10 protein-coding genes are annotated in these 18,505 nt (G+C 39.3%); 7 read left to right on the forward strand and 3 right to left on the reverse strand.

What is annotated here, in order from left to right; all coding sequences use genetic code 11:
• The first annotated feature begins 66 nt into the window (after window positions 1–66).
• The 4 genes from MSBRW_RS18845 to MSBRW_RS18860 all read left to right on the forward strand — a co-directional run bounded on the left by MSBRW_RS18845 (window position 67) and on the right by MSBRW_RS18860 (window position 4,787).
• Window positions 67–339, forward strand: coding sequence for a UPF0147 family protein (locus tag MSBRW_RS18845; RefSeq protein WP_011306220.1), 273 nt, complete (start codon window positions 67–69; stop codon window positions 337–339).
• Window positions 340–1,280: 941 nt separating this feature from the next.
• A complete protein-coding gene (locus tag MSBRW_RS18850) occupies window positions 1,281–1,916 on the forward strand; it encodes a translin family protein (RefSeq protein ID WP_230669864.1) in 636 nt (211 codons plus the stop codon).
• Between the two features lie 463 nt (window positions 1,917–2,379).
• Window positions 2,380–3,999, forward strand: a complete 1,620-nt coding sequence (gene sepS / locus MSBRW_RS18855; RefSeq protein ID WP_011306218.1) for an O-phosphoserine--tRNA ligase — start codon at window positions 2,380–2,382, stop codon at window positions 3,997–3,999.
• A 44-nt stretch (window positions 4,000–4,043) separates the two neighbouring features.
• Entirely contained in the window at window positions 4,044–4,787 is a 744-nt protein-coding gene (locus MSBRW_RS18860) for a DUF169 domain-containing protein (protein ID WP_011306217.1), read from the forward strand.
• Between the two features lie 306 nt (window positions 4,788–5,093).
• On the opposite strand, the gene MSBRW_RS18865 is transcribed toward MSBRW_RS18860, so the two are convergent.
• Entirely contained in the window at window positions 5,094–6,116 is a 1,023-nt protein-coding gene (locus MSBRW_RS18865; protein WP_011306216.1) for a serine hydrolase domain-containing protein, read from the reverse strand.
• A gap of 1,157 nt (window positions 6,117–7,273) precedes the next feature.
• Here MSBRW_RS18865 and thsB point away from each other — a divergent pair.
• Entirely contained in the window at window positions 7,274–8,941 is a 1,668-nt protein-coding gene (thsB, locus tag MSBRW_RS18870; RefSeq protein WP_011306215.1) for a thermosome subunit beta, read from the forward strand.
• A 261-nt stretch (window positions 8,942–9,202) separates the two neighbouring features.
• On the opposite strand, the gene MSBRW_RS18875 is transcribed toward thsB, so the two are convergent.
• On the reverse strand, window positions 9,203–10,324 hold the full coding sequence (locus MSBRW_RS18875; protein ID WP_011306214.1) for an ORC1-type DNA replication protein: 1,122 nt from the start codon (window positions 10,322–10,324) through the stop codon (window positions 9,203–9,205).
• Window positions 10,325–11,331: 1,007 nt separating this feature from the next.
• Between MSBRW_RS18875 and MSBRW_RS18880 the strand changes: the two genes are divergently transcribed.
• Entirely contained in the window at window positions 11,332–14,079 is a 2,748-nt protein-coding gene (locus MSBRW_RS18880) for a CYTH and CHAD domain-containing protein (protein ID WP_048103208.1), read from the forward strand.
• A 253-nt stretch (window positions 14,080–14,332) separates the two neighbouring features.
• Here MSBRW_RS18880 and MSBRW_RS18885 read toward each other — a convergent pair whose 3' ends face one another.
• Window positions 14,333–15,982 (reverse strand): Ppx/GppA phosphatase family protein, encoded by a 1,650-nt coding sequence (locus MSBRW_RS18885; RefSeq protein WP_011306212.1) that lies wholly within the window; start codon window positions 15,980–15,982, stop codon window positions 14,333–14,335.
• A 599-nt stretch (window positions 15,983–16,581) separates the two neighbouring features.
• On the opposite strand from MSBRW_RS18885, the gene MSBRW_RS18890 reads away from it, so the two are divergent.
• Window positions 16,582–18,477 (forward strand): PGF-pre-PGF domain-containing protein, encoded by a 1,896-nt coding sequence (locus MSBRW_RS18890; protein ID WP_011306211.1) that lies wholly within the window; start codon window positions 16,582–16,584, stop codon window positions 18,475–18,477.
• Window positions 18,478–18,505: the final 28 nt, after the last annotated feature.

Raw genomic sequence — 18,505 nt, forward strand, 5'->3', positions numbered from 1 at the left:
ATCTATATTATATTAGCTATATTAACTCTAATTTTTATATCATAATTAACTGCGAAGGTGATTCGAATGTCATCAAATGATTCAGCAGATGTTATAAAACAATGTCTTCAAGTTCTAGAAAGTATAACCAGTGACTCTTCAGTCCCTAGAAATATCAGGCGTTCCGTAAATGAAATTATGGATATACTGAACAACGAATCCGAACCTCTCTTTCTTAGAGCGGCATCAAGCATTTCCATTCTCGAAGATATAAGCAATGATCCTAACCTTCCTCTGCACACAAGAACTTTGATATGGAATCTTTCAAGCCAACTCGAGACCATTCCTGTAGATGAGTAATCCTGTAGATGAATAGTATAGCCATAGATTCTTAAAATGTAAGAATAGAATTTGCGTGGGAGCAAATACTGGAAACAGGCAAGCTCCGAGAAAAACATCTCTCGAGATGATCTTGCTAAAAAATCCCGAACTTTAACTAATTCTAAAAAAAGAACTAAAAGGTAACAACCTTACTATTCTATTAGCTACCTCAAGCTGATTTTGGGATTGTCTTCTGGAAGTTAGGGAATATCAACAAGGAAAAATCCCTTTTCCTTCTTTTTTATATCTTTTCCCTAGAACTGAATTAAAACTCTGGATCTTAAAATCGGATTATAAGTTGATTCAAGAATATATGAGGACTGAATAGAAAAGAATGTAAAAAGATAAAATGGAAACGAATGTAAGAGGATTAAATAGAAAAAATAAAGGATAGAATAAAAGTAACAGTCTAATAAAAACAATACAGTAAAATACGTTGATAAATGCAATAAAATAAAAATAAGGTAATAATAAAGAAAATAATAATAGAGAGGTTATCCCAAAACTTGAAATTTGCTTCTTGGACCTTGTATTTTGAATAATCAATCAAGCTCATGATCATGAAAATAATTATGAAAATTCCCAATGATTAAGAGTAAAGTGGCTTTGGGATAGGCTCATAATAAAATAAAAATAATAGAATAAAAATGAAAGTGAATAAAAATGAAAGTTTAAGGAATTTCAAACTCAGGTGTAACTCAAACTATATAAGGGGAAGATTTAAGGAATTCTGAACATAGTATATACAGGGAAAAAATATATACACAGAAGTCAGATATTTGAAGAGAATTTCTTAGATGAAATTTTAGAATTCTGGAAAACATATAGAAAACCTATATAACTATTTTAGTTCTAAGCCAAAAATTAGTTTTTAGGCGGAAAACTAATCGTGTAAAAGGCTAAGAAGCGCTAAAGGGGGTATGAAAATCGTGCTTGAAGAAATCTCGGCCCGGATAAGAGAAAATTTTGAGGCCAAGGACAGTATAAGGGAAGAGGGATTGAAGGTTTCCCGGGAAGTTGTCAGGGAATGCAGGACAGCATCATTTGCTCTTCACGACCAGAAATTTGAAAAGGCAGATAAAAGTATCAAAACCGCAGGACATGCACTTGAGAAACTTGAAGTTCTTTTCGAAGGGCATGCTGATATTTATCATGCAGGCTTTGTAGAACATGCCCAGCAGGAGTATTCAGAGGTTTCAGTCCTCAGCAGCCTGCTGAAAGAAGAAGGAAAAAAACTTCCCTCCCCTGAAGAGTTAAGGGTTGAATATGCAGCTTACCTTAATGGGCTTGGGGACGTTGTCGGAGAGCTTAGGAGACATGTTCTGGACCTTATAAGGGAAGAGTCCTTTGAGAAAGCCGAAGCGTTTTTAGGTATAATGGAAAATATCCATGCAGTGCTTATGGACTTTGACTACCCTGATGCCATAACCGGAGGATTGAGGCGAAAAACCGACGTATCCCGCTCCTTAATAGAAAAGACACGTGGCGATGTTGTTAATGCAATTGGTCAGAAAAAGCTTGAGACTGCGATGCGAAATCTGGAATCAAAACTTTAAAGCTTAGACAAAAGAATGCTTAACATCGAGCAAATTCGTACTTTTTGAACCGCAAAAGTTAAAGTTGGTCATAAAACGCAATTCACTAATATACAGCTTCCACTAATATACAGCTCACCCGATAACTATTAAACCGCTGATTATTTTAACAATTACTAGCCGTCCGGTAGTTTAACTGTTTAAACTTTGGAATCTGGAATTCCCAAGTCAATCAATTTAGAATTAAAGGTGACAATTTACAATTACATATAAACAGTCTTAGCATTGGAGTTGACAGCTTATATTGACAGGCTTATATTGACAGCTTATAATTACACTTAACTAATTACACTTAACAGGTTTAGAATTGAACTTAACAGCTTATAACTATACATAACAAACTTAGAATTCAAATAATCTAGAATTCTAATAATCTAGAATTTCAATAATCTAGAATTCTAATAATCTATTCAAGAGGATATGCATGAAATTTGATCCGGAAAAAATAAAAAGGGACGCTAAAGAGAACTTCGACCTTACCTGGAACGAGGGAAAAAAACTGGTCAGGACGCCTACCCTGAACGAACGTTACCCCAGGACCATTTTGAAATATGGAAAAGCCCATCCCGTTTACGATACAATCCAGAAACTTAGAGAAGCTTATTTAAGAATGGGCTTTGAAGAGATGATGAACCCTCTGATAGTGGATGATAAAGAGGTACATAAGCAGTTTGGAAGCGAAGCTCTTGCAGTCCTAGATCGCTGTTTTTATCTTGCAGGCCTGCCAAGGCCGAACGTTGGAATTTCCGATGAGCGCACCGCAGAGGTAAAAGAGATTCTCGGGGATATAGGCAACGATGGAGTGGAAAAGATAAGGCAGGTTCTCCATTCGTATAAAAAAGGAAAGATAGAAGGAGACGACCTTGTGCCCGAGATTTCAACAGTGCTTGGAGTTTCGGACGCCCTTGTTGCCGATATGATCGACAAGGTTTTCCCGGAATTTAAAGAGCTTGTACCCCAGGCAAGCACAAAGACACTCCGCAGCCATATGACAAGCGGCTGGTTTATTTCCCTCGGTGCCCTCCTTGAAAGACAAGAGCCTCCCTTCCACTTCTTCTCTGTAGACCGCTGTTTCAGGAGAGAACAGCAAGAGGATGCCTCCAGACTCATGACCTATTATTCGGCTTCCTGCGTAATTATGGATGAAGGTGTGACTGTTGACCATGGAAAAGCCGTTTCAGAAGGACTCCTTTCCCAGTTTGGATTTGAAAAATTCCTTTTCAGACCCGATGAGAAACGCAGCAAATACTATATTCCTGACACACAAACCGAGGTATTTGCTTTCCATCCAAAACTTGTGGGTTCTAACTCAAAGTACTCTGACGGCTGGATCGAGATTGCAACTTTTGGAATTTATTCTCCAACAGCACTTGCCCAATATGATATTCCGTGTCCTGTAATGAACCTCGGGCTCGGAGTGGAAAGGTTGGCAATGATTCTTCATGATGCCCCTGATATCCGCTCTCTTACCTACCCACAGATTCCACAGTATACTGAATGGGAAATGTCAGATGGCGAACTCGCAAAACAGGTTTTCGTAGATAAAGTACCCGAAACTTCTGAGGGACTTGCGATTGCAGCTTCCATTGTTTCCCAATGCGAACTGCATGGGGAAGAACCAAGTCCCTGTGAATTCCCTTCCTGGGAAGGAGAGATTTGCGGGAGAAAAGTAAAAGTTTCCGTAATCGAGCCAGAAGAAAACACAAAGCTCTGCGGACCTGCAGCTTTTAATGAGGTTGTAGCCTATCAGGGAGATATAATGGGAATTCCAAATACCAAAAAATGGCAGAAAGCTTTTGAAAACCATTCTGCAAGGGCAGGAATTCGCTTTATTGAAGCATTTGCAGCTCAGGCTGCCAGGGAAATTGAAGAAGCTGCTCTGTCAGGAGCAACTGAGCATATAGTCAGGATAAGAATCGCCAAAGTTCCCTCGGAAGTTAACCTGAGAATAGGCTCTATTGCCCAGCGTTATGTTACGGGCAAAAAGAAAAAAATAGATATGAGAGGCCCGGTTTTCACATCTGTAAAAGCTGAATTCGTGTGAAAGCCAGAAAAGCGTGAAGGCCAGAAAAAACAGGAGCAAATTACATGCACACCGACCAAAGCCCTTTTTCAAAATATCCAGAGCTCAGCCGATTGATGGAGACCGGCGAGCCTGTATGTGTAACCTTTGAAACAGAGCACGAAATTGGGCGCAAAGTCGGAAGTAAAGTAGGGTGCGAAGCTGAAAAAAGTATTGAGGGAAAAAACGAGGAGATAATAGCTAGTACAGGAGACGAAAAATTTCCTGAAAAATCCCATTTTCTTTTTTGCGAACTTGTGCAGAAAGCCCGTATGGGAGAAGCGTTCCTTATTTCAGGGCAGAGCTGCTCTCCTGGAGATTATGTGCTTGGCTTTTCTGAAAAGAGCCCTGCAACATACTACCTGAATTCCGGAAGATATAAAGACTCGCAGGCTGCGGAAAATGCAGCCTTATCACTCCCGAGATTGAAAAAAAAGTTTTGCTTTATAAGAGTCGAGCCCCTGTCCCTGAACACAGGTAGTTTTGATGTGCTGATTCTTTTTCTGAAGCCCGAAAAAGCTATGCGCATTGTTCAGGCAAGTGCCTACTCGGAAGGAAAAAGGGCAGTAATGGATACAATGGGTGCAGCCTCAATCTGCGGAGACTGTACCGTACTTGCATACAGGGAAAGTATGGGCCTATCTTTCGGGTGCAAGGGATCAAGAAAACATAGTGGATATGCAGACTTTGAAGTTCCTCTTGGGCTTTCTTTTGAAAAAGCATCTGAAATAGAAAGAATTCTCTCAAAACTTCCGGAAACGAGGGAGTAAAAAGTTAATTCAAGAATTTTCTGGTTTCCAAGAGCAAATAAAGAATTATTGAAACTATATGTGCTTCTATACCTGATAGTCTTCCAAAAATCAGGAAGAAAAACCCATTCTGGAATTAGTAAGAAAATCTCATTCTGGAATTTGTAAGTAACCCTTTCTTTTAACTCATTTTTAAACTCAATTTTTTTGAAAAATCTGCAACCGAAAGCATGGCATTTTTTGTTGAAAAACTTATATGAAACATATATTCGGCAGGCCGACATAAATTAAAGTAAAATATCTTTTCCAGATCGGGTGGAGATAAGTTTAGTCCATTACAGCCGGGATAATACATTCTTTAATCAATTTCCACCTATCAAGAGGATTAACAATGAATTCTGACGCAATTGCTATGACCAGGTCTTTTTCCGGAATACAACAAATAACATTACCGCCGTCGCCCAGTGCCAAATACGCAAAAACTCCATCCTCTTCGCGTAACCACCACAGATAACCGTATTTATTGAGGTTCATTGCTGTTGATTCGTCAATCCATGTCCCGGAAATAATCTGATTATTGTCCCAAATTCCATGGTTAAGATATAGAAAACCGAAACGTGCCATGTCACGGGGAGTCAGCGTAAGTCCCCATCCTCCTGTAGAGTTACCGTTTGGGTCTTTAACCCATCCTTTCACATTTTTCCCGAATAAATCATCAAACCCAAACGCTTTCATTTCATGATCCGGGATTTCTTTCATGCCAATGGGTCTAAATAAGCGTTCGTTGGCAAATTCACGGGCACTTTTTCCTGTGCTACGCGTAATGATAGTTGAAAGCAGGTGCGCCCCTGCAGTGGAATACTTAAAAGTTCCAATACTTCCCTTTTGACCCAGCATATTCAGAATATACTTTACCCAGTCAGATTGCATACACATCCTGTCCAGCGGTTCGTGCCAATCCTCAAATGGATAGGGAGCCGTCATAGTGAGAAGATGGCGTATGGTGATTTCTCGTTTCTGTAAATCAGCAGAATCGGGAACATACTCAGGGAAAAAATCCAGCACCTTCTGGTCTACATTTTTAATATATCTTGCATCTATGGCAATACCAATAAGAGCAGATATTATGCTTTTCGTCACAGATGCCACATGGTGTGTATCATCCGGGCTATAACCATTAAAGTATCTTTCATAAGCAATATCTCCATTTTTCACAACAACAATACCATTGATATTGCTATACTCGGATTTTATCAGAGGTTCAAGCTCTGAAAGCTTTTTAGAATCCATTCTCAAGGTTACCGGATCTACAGCTTTCCATTTTATAGTTGGCCAGTAGTTTCTTTGCATTATAGACACTTTCCAAAAGACATATTATAGTACTTTTGTTCTTAACTCTCATTTAAGCGTTTTAATACATTTTTATCACTAACAAAGAGATTAATAACTCCATATGTTAGAAATATAGCAAAATAACAGTAATTTATTACATAAAATCTATTAAATAGGCGTAAATTCGTTATATTGCATGTTTTTTTGGTTAATTTTCTTATTAAACCAATTAAGATCACGATCTTTAAGATTAGGATCTATATCCATACATTTGACTGGTAATATGAAATCAAAAACGTCGAATACCTCCAAAAATAATATTTATTTAGAATTTTTGTACAATGTGATATCCAGAGATTTCACAAGTGTTCACCAAAAAAAGGAGTACAATATTTCTAAATAAATTTTACGATTTTAAATTGGATTAAACAGAGTTTTAAATATAAATAATACGTATTTTTTGGAAAAAAGACATAATGCACTATATTTTATAGAAAAAAGTATTAATTTATTTTTAATTTCAAATCAGAATTTAAGTCCCCAAAACTTTTGTTATTTTGTTTAGCGAGAGTTGAGAAAAATTACAGTTTTTATAGCCTTTTCAATTTGTAGAATACTCATAAATCGAGAGAGACTGGAAGGATTGGAATTTGGTTTTAGACTCTCAAGATTATAGAGATTTTACCAACTATCTTTGACTCTCTTGAAGGGAACATACCCATTAACACAACCAATTGACATAGCATAGAGTTCTTCACAATGTTCCGGGAAATTACCCATAAGAAGTGATTTTTGAGCTCTGCCACCATATTAGAAGAGGTCATCCCAAAACTTGAAATTGGCTTCTTGGACCTTGTATTTTGAATAATCAATCAAGCTCATGATCATGAAAATAATTCTGAGACTTCCCAATGATTAAGAGTAAAGTGGCTTTTGGGATAGACTCGAAAATAAAAATGGTATAATTCACTTCTCACCAAATGTCATTATAGGCCCAAATTACTTCAATATGTTCCAAAAACGCTATCAAGATAAAATATTTATTTTCAAAAAAATACTGCAAAATATTGGATCCAGAACTACCAGTGGGATGAATTTATATAGAAGTACAAACATGTAAAATGCGATTTTAATTGCAGAGCTATTTCAAACTCATACTAATGGAGGATTAAATCATGGCAGGACAGCCAATATTCATTTTAAAAGAAGGAAGTAAGCGAACCAGAGGCAGGGATGCCCAGAATAATAATATTATGGCTGCAAAAGCAGTAGCAGAAGCAGTCAGGACAACCCTTGGTCCCAAGGGCATGGATAAAATGCTTGTGGACTCCATGGGCGATGTGGTTATTACAAACGACGGGGCAACCATTCTCAAAGAAATGGACATCGAACATCCTGCAGCAAAGATGGTAGTAGAAGTAGCCAAGACACAGGATGAGGAAGTAGGAGACGGCACTACCAGTGCAGCTGTGGTCGCAGGCCAGCTCTTAAGTAAAGCTGAGGATTTAATTGAACAGGAAATCCACCCGACAATTATCGCATCAGGATACAGGCTTGCAGCCGAAAAAGCTGTAGAAGTCCTGAATTCCCTTGCAATGACAGTAGAACTGTCCAACCGTGACCTGCTGGTCAGCATTGCTGAAACAGCAATGACTGGAAAGGGTGCTGAGTCCTCCAAAAAACTCCTCTCAGAGATTGCTGTAGATGCTGTAACAAGCGTTGTAGACAAAAATGGAAAGAATAGTGTTGACAAAGACAACATCAATGTTGTTAAGAAAGTCGGTGGCAAGGTCGAGGATTCTGAGCTTATCCGGGGCATGATAATTGATAAGGAAAGAATCCACCCCAACATGCCTGAAAAAGTAAAGGACGCAAAAATCATTCTTCTCAACAGTGCAATCGAACTGAAGGACACTGAAGTAGATGCGGAAATCTCTATAACCTCTCCTGACCAGCTTCAGTCCTTCCTTGATCAGGAAGAGCAGATGCTTAAAAAGATCGTCCAGAAGGTTATCAGCAGCGGAGCAAATGTTGTCTTCTGCCAGAAGGGAATTGAAGAACTTGCCCAGCACTATCTTGCAAAAGCAGGTATCTTTGCTGTCCGCAGAGTTAAGAAGAGCGACATGGAAAAACTCGCAAGAGCAACAGGCGGCAAACTCATCACCAACATGGATGAAATCACTCCTGAAGACCTCGGATATGCAGCACTCGTTGAAGAGAAAAAGGTTGGTGGAGACAGCATGACTTTTGTCACAGGCTGCGACAACCCGAAAGCTGTAACAATCCTGCTGCGCGGCGGTACAGAGCATGTTGTTGATAGTATTGACAGTGCTCTTGAAGATGCCCTGCGTGTGGTCGGAGTTGCAATCGAAGATGAGAAGCTCGTTGCAGGCGGCGGTTCCCCTGAAGTTGAGGTTGCACTCAGGCTCCAGGAATACGCAGCAACTCTCGAAGGCAGAGAACAACTTGCAGTCAAAGCCTATTCTGAAGCTCTTGAAATCATTCCAAGAACTCTTGCAGAAAACGCAGGTTTAGATCCAATTGACATGCTCATGGATCTGCGTTCACAGCACGAGAAAGGTGTAAAGGCCGCAGGACTCAATGTTTACGAAGGCAAAGTCGTTGACATGTGGAAAAACTTCGTAGTAGAACCCCTCAGAGTCAAGACCCAGGTTATCAATGCAGCTACCGAGTCTGCAGTTATGATTCTCAGGATCGACGACGTCATAGCTTCTACCCGTGCAGCAGGCCCTGAAGAAGGCGGAATGCCTCCAGGAGCAATGGGTGGAATGCCGGGCGGAATGCCACCAGGAATGGGCGGAATGCCTCCAGGAATGATGTAATCCGGAAAGGTAACAAAATCATTTTGGGATAAACAGGAAAAGGCACGGTTTTCAAGCCATGCCTTCCTTTTAGCCCTTAAAAATTGAAGTCTGAAAAACTCTCTTCCGGCCTCTCACCGGAAATCAATGTGAATCTCCAAGTAACTCTCTTTTTTCAGGCTTTTTCAGGCTTTTTCAGGCTTTTCAATATTATTTAGGTTATTTTCAGGTTTTTCAATTCTGAAAGTATAGCTTCTTATCTGGCTTTACAGGACTTTTTACTCACTTCTTTTCAAGGCAATTAAGAACATCTTCAGCTCTGAATTTTGTTTTTATAATTCTCGTCCTACCTCTCTGGCCCTTGCCGGTAAAATCCGCATCTATGTAGTTAAGCACCTGGAGCTTGTTGACAATTCCATAAAAGCGAGTATATCCAAGCTGAGTTAATTCATGGAAGGACTTGTAAAGTTCACCTGCCTGGACTTCTCCTCTTTTTGCTATTAGCTCAAGCAGATGTTTTTCAGGACCTGACAGGAGGCTTATACTCCTGCACAGATGAAGCAGTTTGGACGCTTCATAAGCTTTTTCCACATCTTCAGAAGAGATTGTGCGGCTTCCCCTGCGTTCGGCATTAAAACCGGAACGTTTTAGAAGGTCAATTCCAACTCTGAGGTCCCCTGTCCTTTCTACATACGATACTACGAGTTCAAGTAACTCATCAGAAATCACTTTAGGATAAAAGCCGTATTTTACCCGGTCTTTGAGAATATCAAGAATTTCAGCACTTTCGTATCTCGGGAAAGGAATATCTTCGGGCAGGAATACCGAATTCACCCTCGAATCCAGGCAATAAAGGTCCGAGGAGTCGTTTACAATTCCAATTATCCCTATCTTTGTTCCGGGGTACTGCTCATGTGCCCTTAAAAGCGAGTACATCACCTCATTGGCATGCCCTTCATAGCAGAGATAATTGAGGTCATCCAGAGCAACAAGCAGAACTTTCTCCGAGGAAACTAGAAAATTAACTACGGCTTCAAAGATTTTCCTGAAAGCAACTCCTGAGTTGGGAGGAGAAATTCCAAAAAGTTTCCTGTAAATCCTTGACATTACTGCAAAACGTGTGGAATCAATCTGACAGTTAACTTTGACAGTAACAATACCAGTTGCATGGGCTTCAACTTCCCCGAATACTTTCATAACTGCACTGGTCTTTCCTGTTCCGGGAGGACCTACAAGCAAACAATTCAAAGGCCGCATACCGCGCAGGGCTGGCCTGAGGGCAAATCTGAGCCCATTTAATTGTGACTCCCTATGAGGAAAATATTCAGGGAGATAGTCAGGCTCAAGCACTGACGGGTCCTTAAATAGGGTCTCATCCCAGAGTAGTATATCATTACCTGTCAAGAGAAGTTACTCCAGAAGTTATTAGTCTGTTATTATTAATAATTGAAAGCTCGGATATTGAAAGCTCAGTAATATTGAAAGCTTAGTAGTATTAAAAGTTCAGTAATATTAAAGCTAAGTAATATTAAAGCTAAGTAATATTAAAGCCCAGTAATATTAAAGCTCAGTAATATTGAAAGTTAGGGATCGTAAAAGTATTTTTGAATGAAATCTAGCTTTGAATAGAATCTAGCTTATTGAACTACAAATACAGGAATAAGGTAGTTCCATATTCTGAATTGAGTAATCTCTAAGCAACCAAGCAAGATTTCACACGAATAAACTTTACTTAGTAAGAGAGATTCATATTTAGTATTAATAAACTAAATTCTTGATAAGCCGGATTTTGAGATTATTCCTTAATATTTTTTAAATTTTTAGTAGATAGGTTTTACTGCATTTAGCTTTTTTGAATTGTTACTCAATAGAACTATTTAAGCCGAAAAATAATGAGCCAGTAGTACGAGATATTAGTTACGAGATATTAGTTCGAACTAGTAATAAGAATTAGTTTGCATTTCGAGCTAGTAATAAGAATTAGTTTGAAAAATAACAATCACTGATGAACTGTAACAGATAAAAAGAATAACATTAGATTTATTTATAAGGATTTGAGCAATAATTACATAAAAACAATTAAGAAGAATAAATTAAGAAGGATAATTTAGAAAAAAAATAACTCTATCGAAATCCTGTGGTTTATAGCGTCTAAACCAATTTAACTGTAGTTTCAGATATACATCTATACATTTAACTTAATTATAATCCTTTCAATTACAGGAAATAACGACGAGCTGGAAAGAGCGAAATTCATATCTTTAGTTATGAAATAGTCCACTTAACCACACCCCTGATGGGAGTTTTCGCTCAAGCCTTTTTTGAAAAAGCTTGCAGTCAAACCTATTTAAAAAAAGCTTTCAGGCAAGCCATTTCACAAAAATTTGGGGACTTGGGTGGGAGAAAAAAGTATGGAAATAGAATCAAAATTTCTGGTAATGGAAGAAACGGATTTTCAGGCCCTTGAAAACCTTTCAAAACTTGCTTCATACTCTCTTTCGGAAGCTAAAATCCAGTTAAATGAAGATATTTTCTTTGATACTGAGAACCGGGCTATTATGGCTTCGGGCTATTACCTGAGGGTCAGGAAATCATCTGGGGAAGATGGAAGCTGGGTAACCATTAAAAGCCTGGGAGGTTTTGAAGATGGAACTCACAGACGAGAAGAATATGTAAGTTTCCTGCCTGAGGGAATCCCAGTACTCGCATGTCCTGATTCCCGTATTAGAGACCTTATTTTTGAATTTACGGCAGGACTTGACCTTTTTCCGTTGCTGTCCCTCAAACAGAAAAGGGTAATTCGTCAGGTAAAAATGGGAAAAAGGATTATAGCTGAAGCTTACCTGGACCGGGTAAACCTGAAAAATAAAGGCAGGGAAAAGCACTATAATGAATTTGAAATTGAGCTTAAAAGCGAAGGAAGCTCGGAAGATCTGGAAACTATCAGGCTTTTCCTGCTCAAGAATTACAACCTGGCAGAAAGCACTTTTTCCAAATTCGAAAAAGCTTTTCTTTTCATGGAGAACCTTCCTGAAAAAACCTTCCTTAACCTGAGAGAAAGAGCTTTTTGCGCACAGCTTGCAGACCAGAAAAACGTGTATGGGAAGCAGGCTCAGATTTTGACGGAACTTGATAAAGGAAAGAGCTGTGAAGATCTTAGCCTACTTCTGAAAGTTCCTCAAACCAAAATAAGAGTCCTGCGCTCAGAGTTTAAAGAGAAGAGACTTTCTATTTTTCCTTTTACAACCTATAAAGAAAAAGATCCTGAATTCCATATTCAGGCTGGAAAAAATTGTATTTCAAAAAAGGAAAAGAAAACGTTAGAATTTAAACAATGGAATCCGGAAAGCCTGCTTGAGTATTACGGAGCAAATAAAAATCAGGCCAAAAAAAGCAGGGAATACGCTCTTACGCTTTTTGATGGGCTGTCTGTATGCCACAGACTAGGACAGGAAGAGAGAAAACTACTGGGACTTGCAGCCTTCCTGAAGGATACCGGAAACTCCATTTTTCCTGGCGAGAGCGCACGTATGAGCAGAGAAATTCTTCTGACACATCCTGTAAAAGGACTCAGGCTTCATGAAATATTAATGCTCGCCCTAGTCATTGAACTTCAGGATCTTTTTGTAAGCCATTACGTAAGCGAAAAAAGCTTAATCCCAACCTTCAAAGGATTCCACACGGGGCTGCCTCCCGGTCTACAGAACAAAACCCTGATGCTTGCAGCCATTGTGTCAATTTCAGACCTTTTCACATCCCTCAAAATCCAACCAGGAAAGATAAGGTCGCTTGAAAACATTCTGGAGATAGAAATAATAGGGGATGTAACTGAAAAAACTGCAAAAAAGTTTGAAGCACAAAGTAAACTCTGGAAATCTCTCTACGGAAAAAAACTCCTGTTTTCTCAGGCTGCTGAGAAAGAAGAAATCCGAATCTCTGAAGAATTCGAAATAAAGGAAATAAAAACAAAAGAATCTGAAATAAAGGAAACAGAAACAAAAGAAACAGAAACAAAAGAAACAGAAACAAAAGAAACAGAAACAAAGGAAACAAAAACAAAGAAACGGGTCGGAGAGGAAAAGAAGCCAGAAAAAAAACAGGTAGAGAAAGAGAAAAAACCAGAAAAAAAACAGGCTTCAAGGGAGAAAAAACCAGAAAAAAAGAAGTGCAGGCCGGATGAAGAGGTAACTGTCAAACCTACTGACTCTATGGCACAGCTTGCCTGCAGGATATTTTCCTATCAATTTTCCTGTATGCTTTCTCATGAAGAAGGAACTATAAAAGGGGAGGAAATCGAAGAATTACATGATATGCGGGTTGCAGTCCGCAGAATGAGAGCTGCAGCAAAAGTTTTTGAGGCTTATCTTGATTCCGAGCAGCTTGAACCTCATCTCAAAGGGCTCAGGAAAACGCTTGGATCACTGGGGGAAGTCAGAGACCTGGACGTTTTCCGCGAAACGGCCGAAAAATACCTAAAAACCCTGCCTTTGGGACACGAGAATGATCTGGATCCACTTTTTTCAGTGCTTACGGAAGAGCGAGAAAAAGCCAGGAAAAACATGCTTGATTATCTCGACAGTGAAAAATACAGATCTTTCAAAAGAGACTTTTCAGACACACTTGCCTCTCCCGAAATCCTGATCCTTCCTGCAACTAACAAAAAACATGATGCATTGCCCCATAGAGTAAGAGAAGTGCTTCCTTCAATCCTCTATGCACGTTTAGCAGATATCAGTGCTTACTCTGAATGGGTGGAAGGTCCTTATCTTTCTGTAGAACGCCTGCACAGGCTCAGGATTGCAGCCAAGGGAATGCGTTATACCCTTGAGTTCTTTGAGAGCGTACTTGGAGAAGACGCAAAAACCCTGATCAAAGAACTCAAAAACCTTCAGGATCACCTTGGGAATCTTCACGATGCAGTTATTGCAGTTGACCTCCTGGGTTCTTACTTGAGAACCGGAGAATGGAGTTCTACCGAGAGTGAAAAAGCTTCCGGGGAAAAAAAATATTCCGAAGGTACAGAAGGAATAGAAGCCTATCTTGAATACAGAGAAGAAGAACTCCAGACTCTGTTCAATGCCTTTCCCGATGCCTGGAAAAATATATGTAATGGAAGTTTCAGGGAAAGGATTGAAAACGCAGTGAGAAAACTGTACTAACGTAGTGGGAAAACTGTACCAACGTAGTGAAAAATCTGTACTAACATAGTGGGAAAACTGTACTAATGTAGTGAAAAATCTGTGCTAGTGCAGTAAACTACTCAATAAATTTATGTATGGATGAGATTCATGAATAAACTTATTTAATAAATATGAACTTTTTAAATAGATTTTAATAAAATTTAAATAAGCTTTCTGAGCAAGTTTTCTTCAGGTTTTTTAAGAACTTATTTTATATTATTAAATTGTTAACTTAACTTTTCGAGGACATTTTGACATCTGGAAGTTCCTCAAGCTCAGCATCTCCTTCAAGAACTAAGGGAACTCCAGCATCTTGCTTTATAAGAACTTTAGACTGAAGATTGTATCCGAATATTTTCTTGAAGTATTTTTTCTGCTTCTCTACTTCCCAGATTTCAAGCTGGCACTCCCGCTGGGCGTGCATTTCAAGCACCAGACTATCGGTAGAAGCAATGTAAAACCGGACATGAGAAATAATTCCATTGTGAGAACGATCCAGCCCTTCGGCAATACGGAGCAGGGCACTGAGAACTTTTATACTTTTGACTACATCTTTATTAAGCCCGACAAGATTGGGATGTTTCTTTTTAGGCGTATTTTTCCTGTGGAAATAGGCAAGATTTGCTATTATTTCGATTTCTTCAGGCTGGAAGCCCGGAAGATTGCTCTCCCTTATAAGGTGATAGGCATGGGCCTGATGGGTATCATATGATAGGAATGTCCCTATGTCGTGCAATGTGGAACCGTATTCAAGAAGTTCCCTTTCTCCTTCTCTGAATTTATAAATTCCAAGAGCCTGAATACTGTCAAAGAGCTCAAGAGCAAGTCTGGTAACGGTATGAGCATGTTCTTCATCGAAATTGCAGGTAAGCCCAAGCTGCATAATGCTGCGTTTTCTTACCGACATCTGCGTAATCATGTAGGAGAATTCACTCTTTGAGATATAGTCTACAAGCAGCCCCTCTCGAAGCCCGCGTTTACTTATCCTGATTTCGGAAAGCTCCATCTCTTCCATAAAGGTCTCAATAATTGCAGCCCCTGCGATAATAATATCTGCTCTTTGCGCATTGATTCCCGGGAATTTGCGCCGCTCTTCGAGGGGTATGGCGCACATTGCCCTGACTATTTTCTTCAGGTCTTCATACTCCAGTTTCTCAAAACTCTCACGGGCTGTTTTGCGCAGGTAGACAAAAGCGATCCTGGCAAGGTTTTCAATTGTTCCCGAACTTCCAATTGAACAGCTTATATCGTACTCGGAAAGGTCTTTTATTATATCTGTAATCTTGCGCCGAATATAAGCTTTAATCTGCTCATACTGTTCCTCGGAAACAGGCCCGGTTTCGTCCGGCAAAAACATATTTGTCAGCCTGACAGCTCCAAGGTTAAAGGAATAAAGGTAATAACATTGGATCTGGTCCCCTACTGATACTTCAGTGCTCCCGCCTCCGATATCTATGAACAGAGCTTTTGAGTTCCCGAGCCGAAGCCCGCTTGAAACCCCAAGGTAAATGAGGCGAGCTTCTTCAGTTCCGGAAATCGTACAAACTTCCAGGTTTGCTTCTTTTTTCAACATTTCGAGAAGCTGAACCTTATTGCTTGCATCTCGCGTTGCTGAGGTAGCCACAGCTATGACCTCTTCTGCCCTGTAGGCTCTGGCAAGTTCCATGAACTTTTTACAGACAACAACTGCGCGTTCTATCGCCTTAGGCTGCAGAATCCTGTCTATGAATTCCCCATCCCCGAGTCTGACCGTTTCCTTCTGCTTGGTCAGGGGCAGGTAAGACCCATTGGGATTGATCCGGACCAGAAGAAGCCGGATCGAGTTAGTGCCTATATCGATAAACGCAACAACTCTGCCTTCGGAGATTTTCTCGGGTTCCATTATTACCACCTGAAAGCCCTGTCTTTCGTTTTTCTCGAAGGAGTCGAGAAACTCAAAATAAGCTTCGCAATAATAGTTCATATTTTTATTCTATTTTAGATTATTTGGCAGTGTGCCGAAAGTTTGCAATCGTTATTATTTTTATATATATTTTCCCCATAGATGGGATAGTTTGACTATTTATACACTTGATAAAGAAAGAGTATTAAGAGAGATCTTTTTCAGGCTTTTACTGCATTTTAGTAATTGGGAAAATTAAGCCGTCGGTTATTGAAAAAACACATATATGTGTAAATTTAAAATGATTTTTGTATTTCGTGACGAAGTAGTAAGCATGAACCCCAGTATTCATATAAATTAGATACAATTTAAGTTTATAGACACATTAAGGCTGCAAAAATTTAGTTTTTAGTTTTGTCATAGTTTTGTCATTTTGTTGTTTTTGGGCAGTGTGTCGGATTTTCATTAAAACCATAAATTTCGAGAAGTTATAATGTAGCAATTCCATGTTGGGAGGTCAATTTTCCCATTGTACGTAAAAACTTGACTTTAAATTTACAGAAAATTTGCGACACTGCCACGGGAGGAGGACAATTAAAATGACAGCTCATTTTTTAAATTCTTTAATTTCTGTATTATTGACGATAGTAATAATTCCGGGATTAATACCCTGTATAGTATCTGCTGCAGATGAACAGTTTGCAGATGGCGGAAATTCGACAAATAGTACGCTGACCCCCAACCTTATATTAGAAGACCTCTCCACTGACCCTGAATCTCCAAAGCCTGATAGCAAAGCCGTTATTAATTCATTTGTTAAGAACGTAGGAAATGAAACCTCAGAACCAACGAATATAATATATATAATTGGTGAAACCGAGGAAAAAGAAGAAGTCCCGGCAATAGAGGCTGGATCAGAAAAATTAATTTCCTACACTTGGACAACTCCTGACACGGAAGAAACAGTAACAATAAAGGCTTCTTTAGAAAACATAGAGAATAGTGAGAAAGAAATTACTGTGAAAATAGTACAGGAGTCACTTCCGGATCTGATAGTTGAAGACCTGTATCCAGAATCATCAACACAACCCGAAGCCGGAGAAACTTTGAACTTTACCCTGAAAATAAAGAATGTAGGAGAGGCAACTGCCAATAATAGTACTGCAAAATACAGTAGTGACGGAACTTCAGGAGAAATCTCTATCCCTGAACTTTCAGCAGGGACAAGTACAAGTGCAGAATTTTCACTGATTCCTGGAAATGAAGAGAACATGAGTGTAACAGCGGTCGCAGATTCTGGGAATACCATTAGTGAAAGTGATGAAGACAATAATGAAATGTCAAAAACCATAAGTGTAAAACGTAAGCTTCCTGACCTGAAAATAGAATCGATTTCCCTGAGCCCTGAAAAACCGCATCCCGGGGAGAATATAACCTTTACGGCAACAGTGAAGAATAATGGTTCTGCAGCTGCAGAGAACAGCGAAATTAAGTATGATATCAAGGGAAACAATGAAAGTTATACGGGAGTTACACCGCTACCAGCTCTTGCAGCAGGCGAAACCGGAACAGGGACTTTTTTCTGGACTCCTGGAAACGAAGGGCAAATTGAAGTAAAAACAACTGTGGACACGGGAAGCGTTGTGTCTGAAAGTAATGAAACCAATAATGAGTTCACAAAAACCGCAACCATATATAAAGAAACAGTTTCAAGCGATGACGGGGGAAGCGGAAGTTCAGGGTCTTCCGGCAGCGACTCAGGAAGTAAGAGTTTAGGATCCTCCAGTAGCAGTTCAGGAGGCGCCAGCCTTTCTAAAGAACCGGTAAGCAATGTAGATGCCAAGGAGCTTTCCACCAGGAACGTTCAAAGTGGTTATCATATCAAGTTCGATTTTCTGGAAGGTGTTACATGCATTACATATATCGAATTTGACTCAATAAAGACATTAAAGAGGACAATTACAACTGTAGAAGTCCTTAAAGATAAATCTGCTTTTGTCTCAGAAGTCCCTCCTGGTAATATATATAAATACGTGAATATATGGGTAGGAAATTATGGGACAGGAGTCGCTAATTATTGTGAAAATGGGGTTATAGAGTTCAAAGTTGAAAAACCATGGTTTGAAGAAAATAATATTAATCAGTCCCAGATAACCCTTCAATGGCACAATGAAAGCTGGGAGCCCCTAAATACCGAAAAAGTTAAAGAAGATACAAATTATGTTTATTTTAAATCGAAAACACCTGGTTTCTCCTGCTTTGCAATAACCAGTAATTCCATAGATGGGGAAAACGTATCTGTAGCCAGTGGACTAGCAGAAGAGGAAGCTTTGATAAACTGGGACAGTGAAGCAAAAACAAGTATCCACAACGAAAGCGCAGAGAAGGATGGCGAAACCAAAGACCCTATGAGAAAAGCCAAAATACTTATAGCAATTTCTCTGCCCCTGTTCTTGATTCTTGTAGAGTACTTTGTGATGAAGAAAAAGATCTAAAAAACTTTTTCTTTAGAATTTTATTTTG

Source organism: Methanosarcina barkeri str. Wiesmoor, assembly GCF_000969985.1.
GTDB lineage: Archaea > Halobacteriota > Methanosarcinia > Methanosarcinales > Methanosarcinaceae > Methanosarcina > Methanosarcina barkeri_B.

What these genes read in the sequence shown, in the direction of transcription:
- MSBRW_RS18845 (WP_011306220.1), top strand. Translation starts at nt 67, where the DNA reads ATGTCATCAAATGATTCAGCAGATGTTATAAAACAATGTCTTCAAGTT.
- MSBRW_RS18850 (WP_230669864.1), top strand. Translation starts at nt 1,281, where the DNA reads ATGAAAATCGTGCTTGAAGAAATCTCGGCCCGGATAAGAGAAAATTTT.
- MSBRW_RS18880 (WP_048103208.1), top strand. Translation starts at nt 11,332, where the DNA reads ATGGAAATAGAATCAAAATTTCTGGTAATGGAAGAAACGGATTTTCAG.
- MSBRW_RS18885 (WP_011306212.1), bottom strand. Translation starts at nt 15,982, where the DNA reads ATGGAACCCGAGAAAATCTCCGAAGGCAGAGTTGTTGCGTTTATCGAT.
- MSBRW_RS18890 (WP_011306211.1), top strand. Translation starts at nt 16,582, where the DNA reads ATGACAGCTCATTTTTTAAATTCTTTAATTTCTGTATTATTGACGATA.
- thsB (WP_011306215.1), top strand. Translation starts at nt 7,274, where the DNA reads ATGGCAGGACAGCCAATATTCATTTTAAAAGAAGGAAGTAAGCGAACC.
- MSBRW_RS18865 (WP_011306216.1), bottom strand. Translation starts at nt 6,116, where the DNA reads ATGCAAAGAAACTACTGGCCAACTATAAAATGGAAAGCTGTAGATCCG.
- MSBRW_RS18860 (WP_011306217.1), top strand. Translation starts at nt 4,044, where the DNA reads ATGCACACCGACCAAAGCCCTTTTTCAAAATATCCAGAGCTCAGCCGA.
- sepS (WP_011306218.1), top strand. Translation starts at nt 2,380, where the DNA reads ATGAAATTTGATCCGGAAAAAATAAAAAGGGACGCTAAAGAGAACTTC.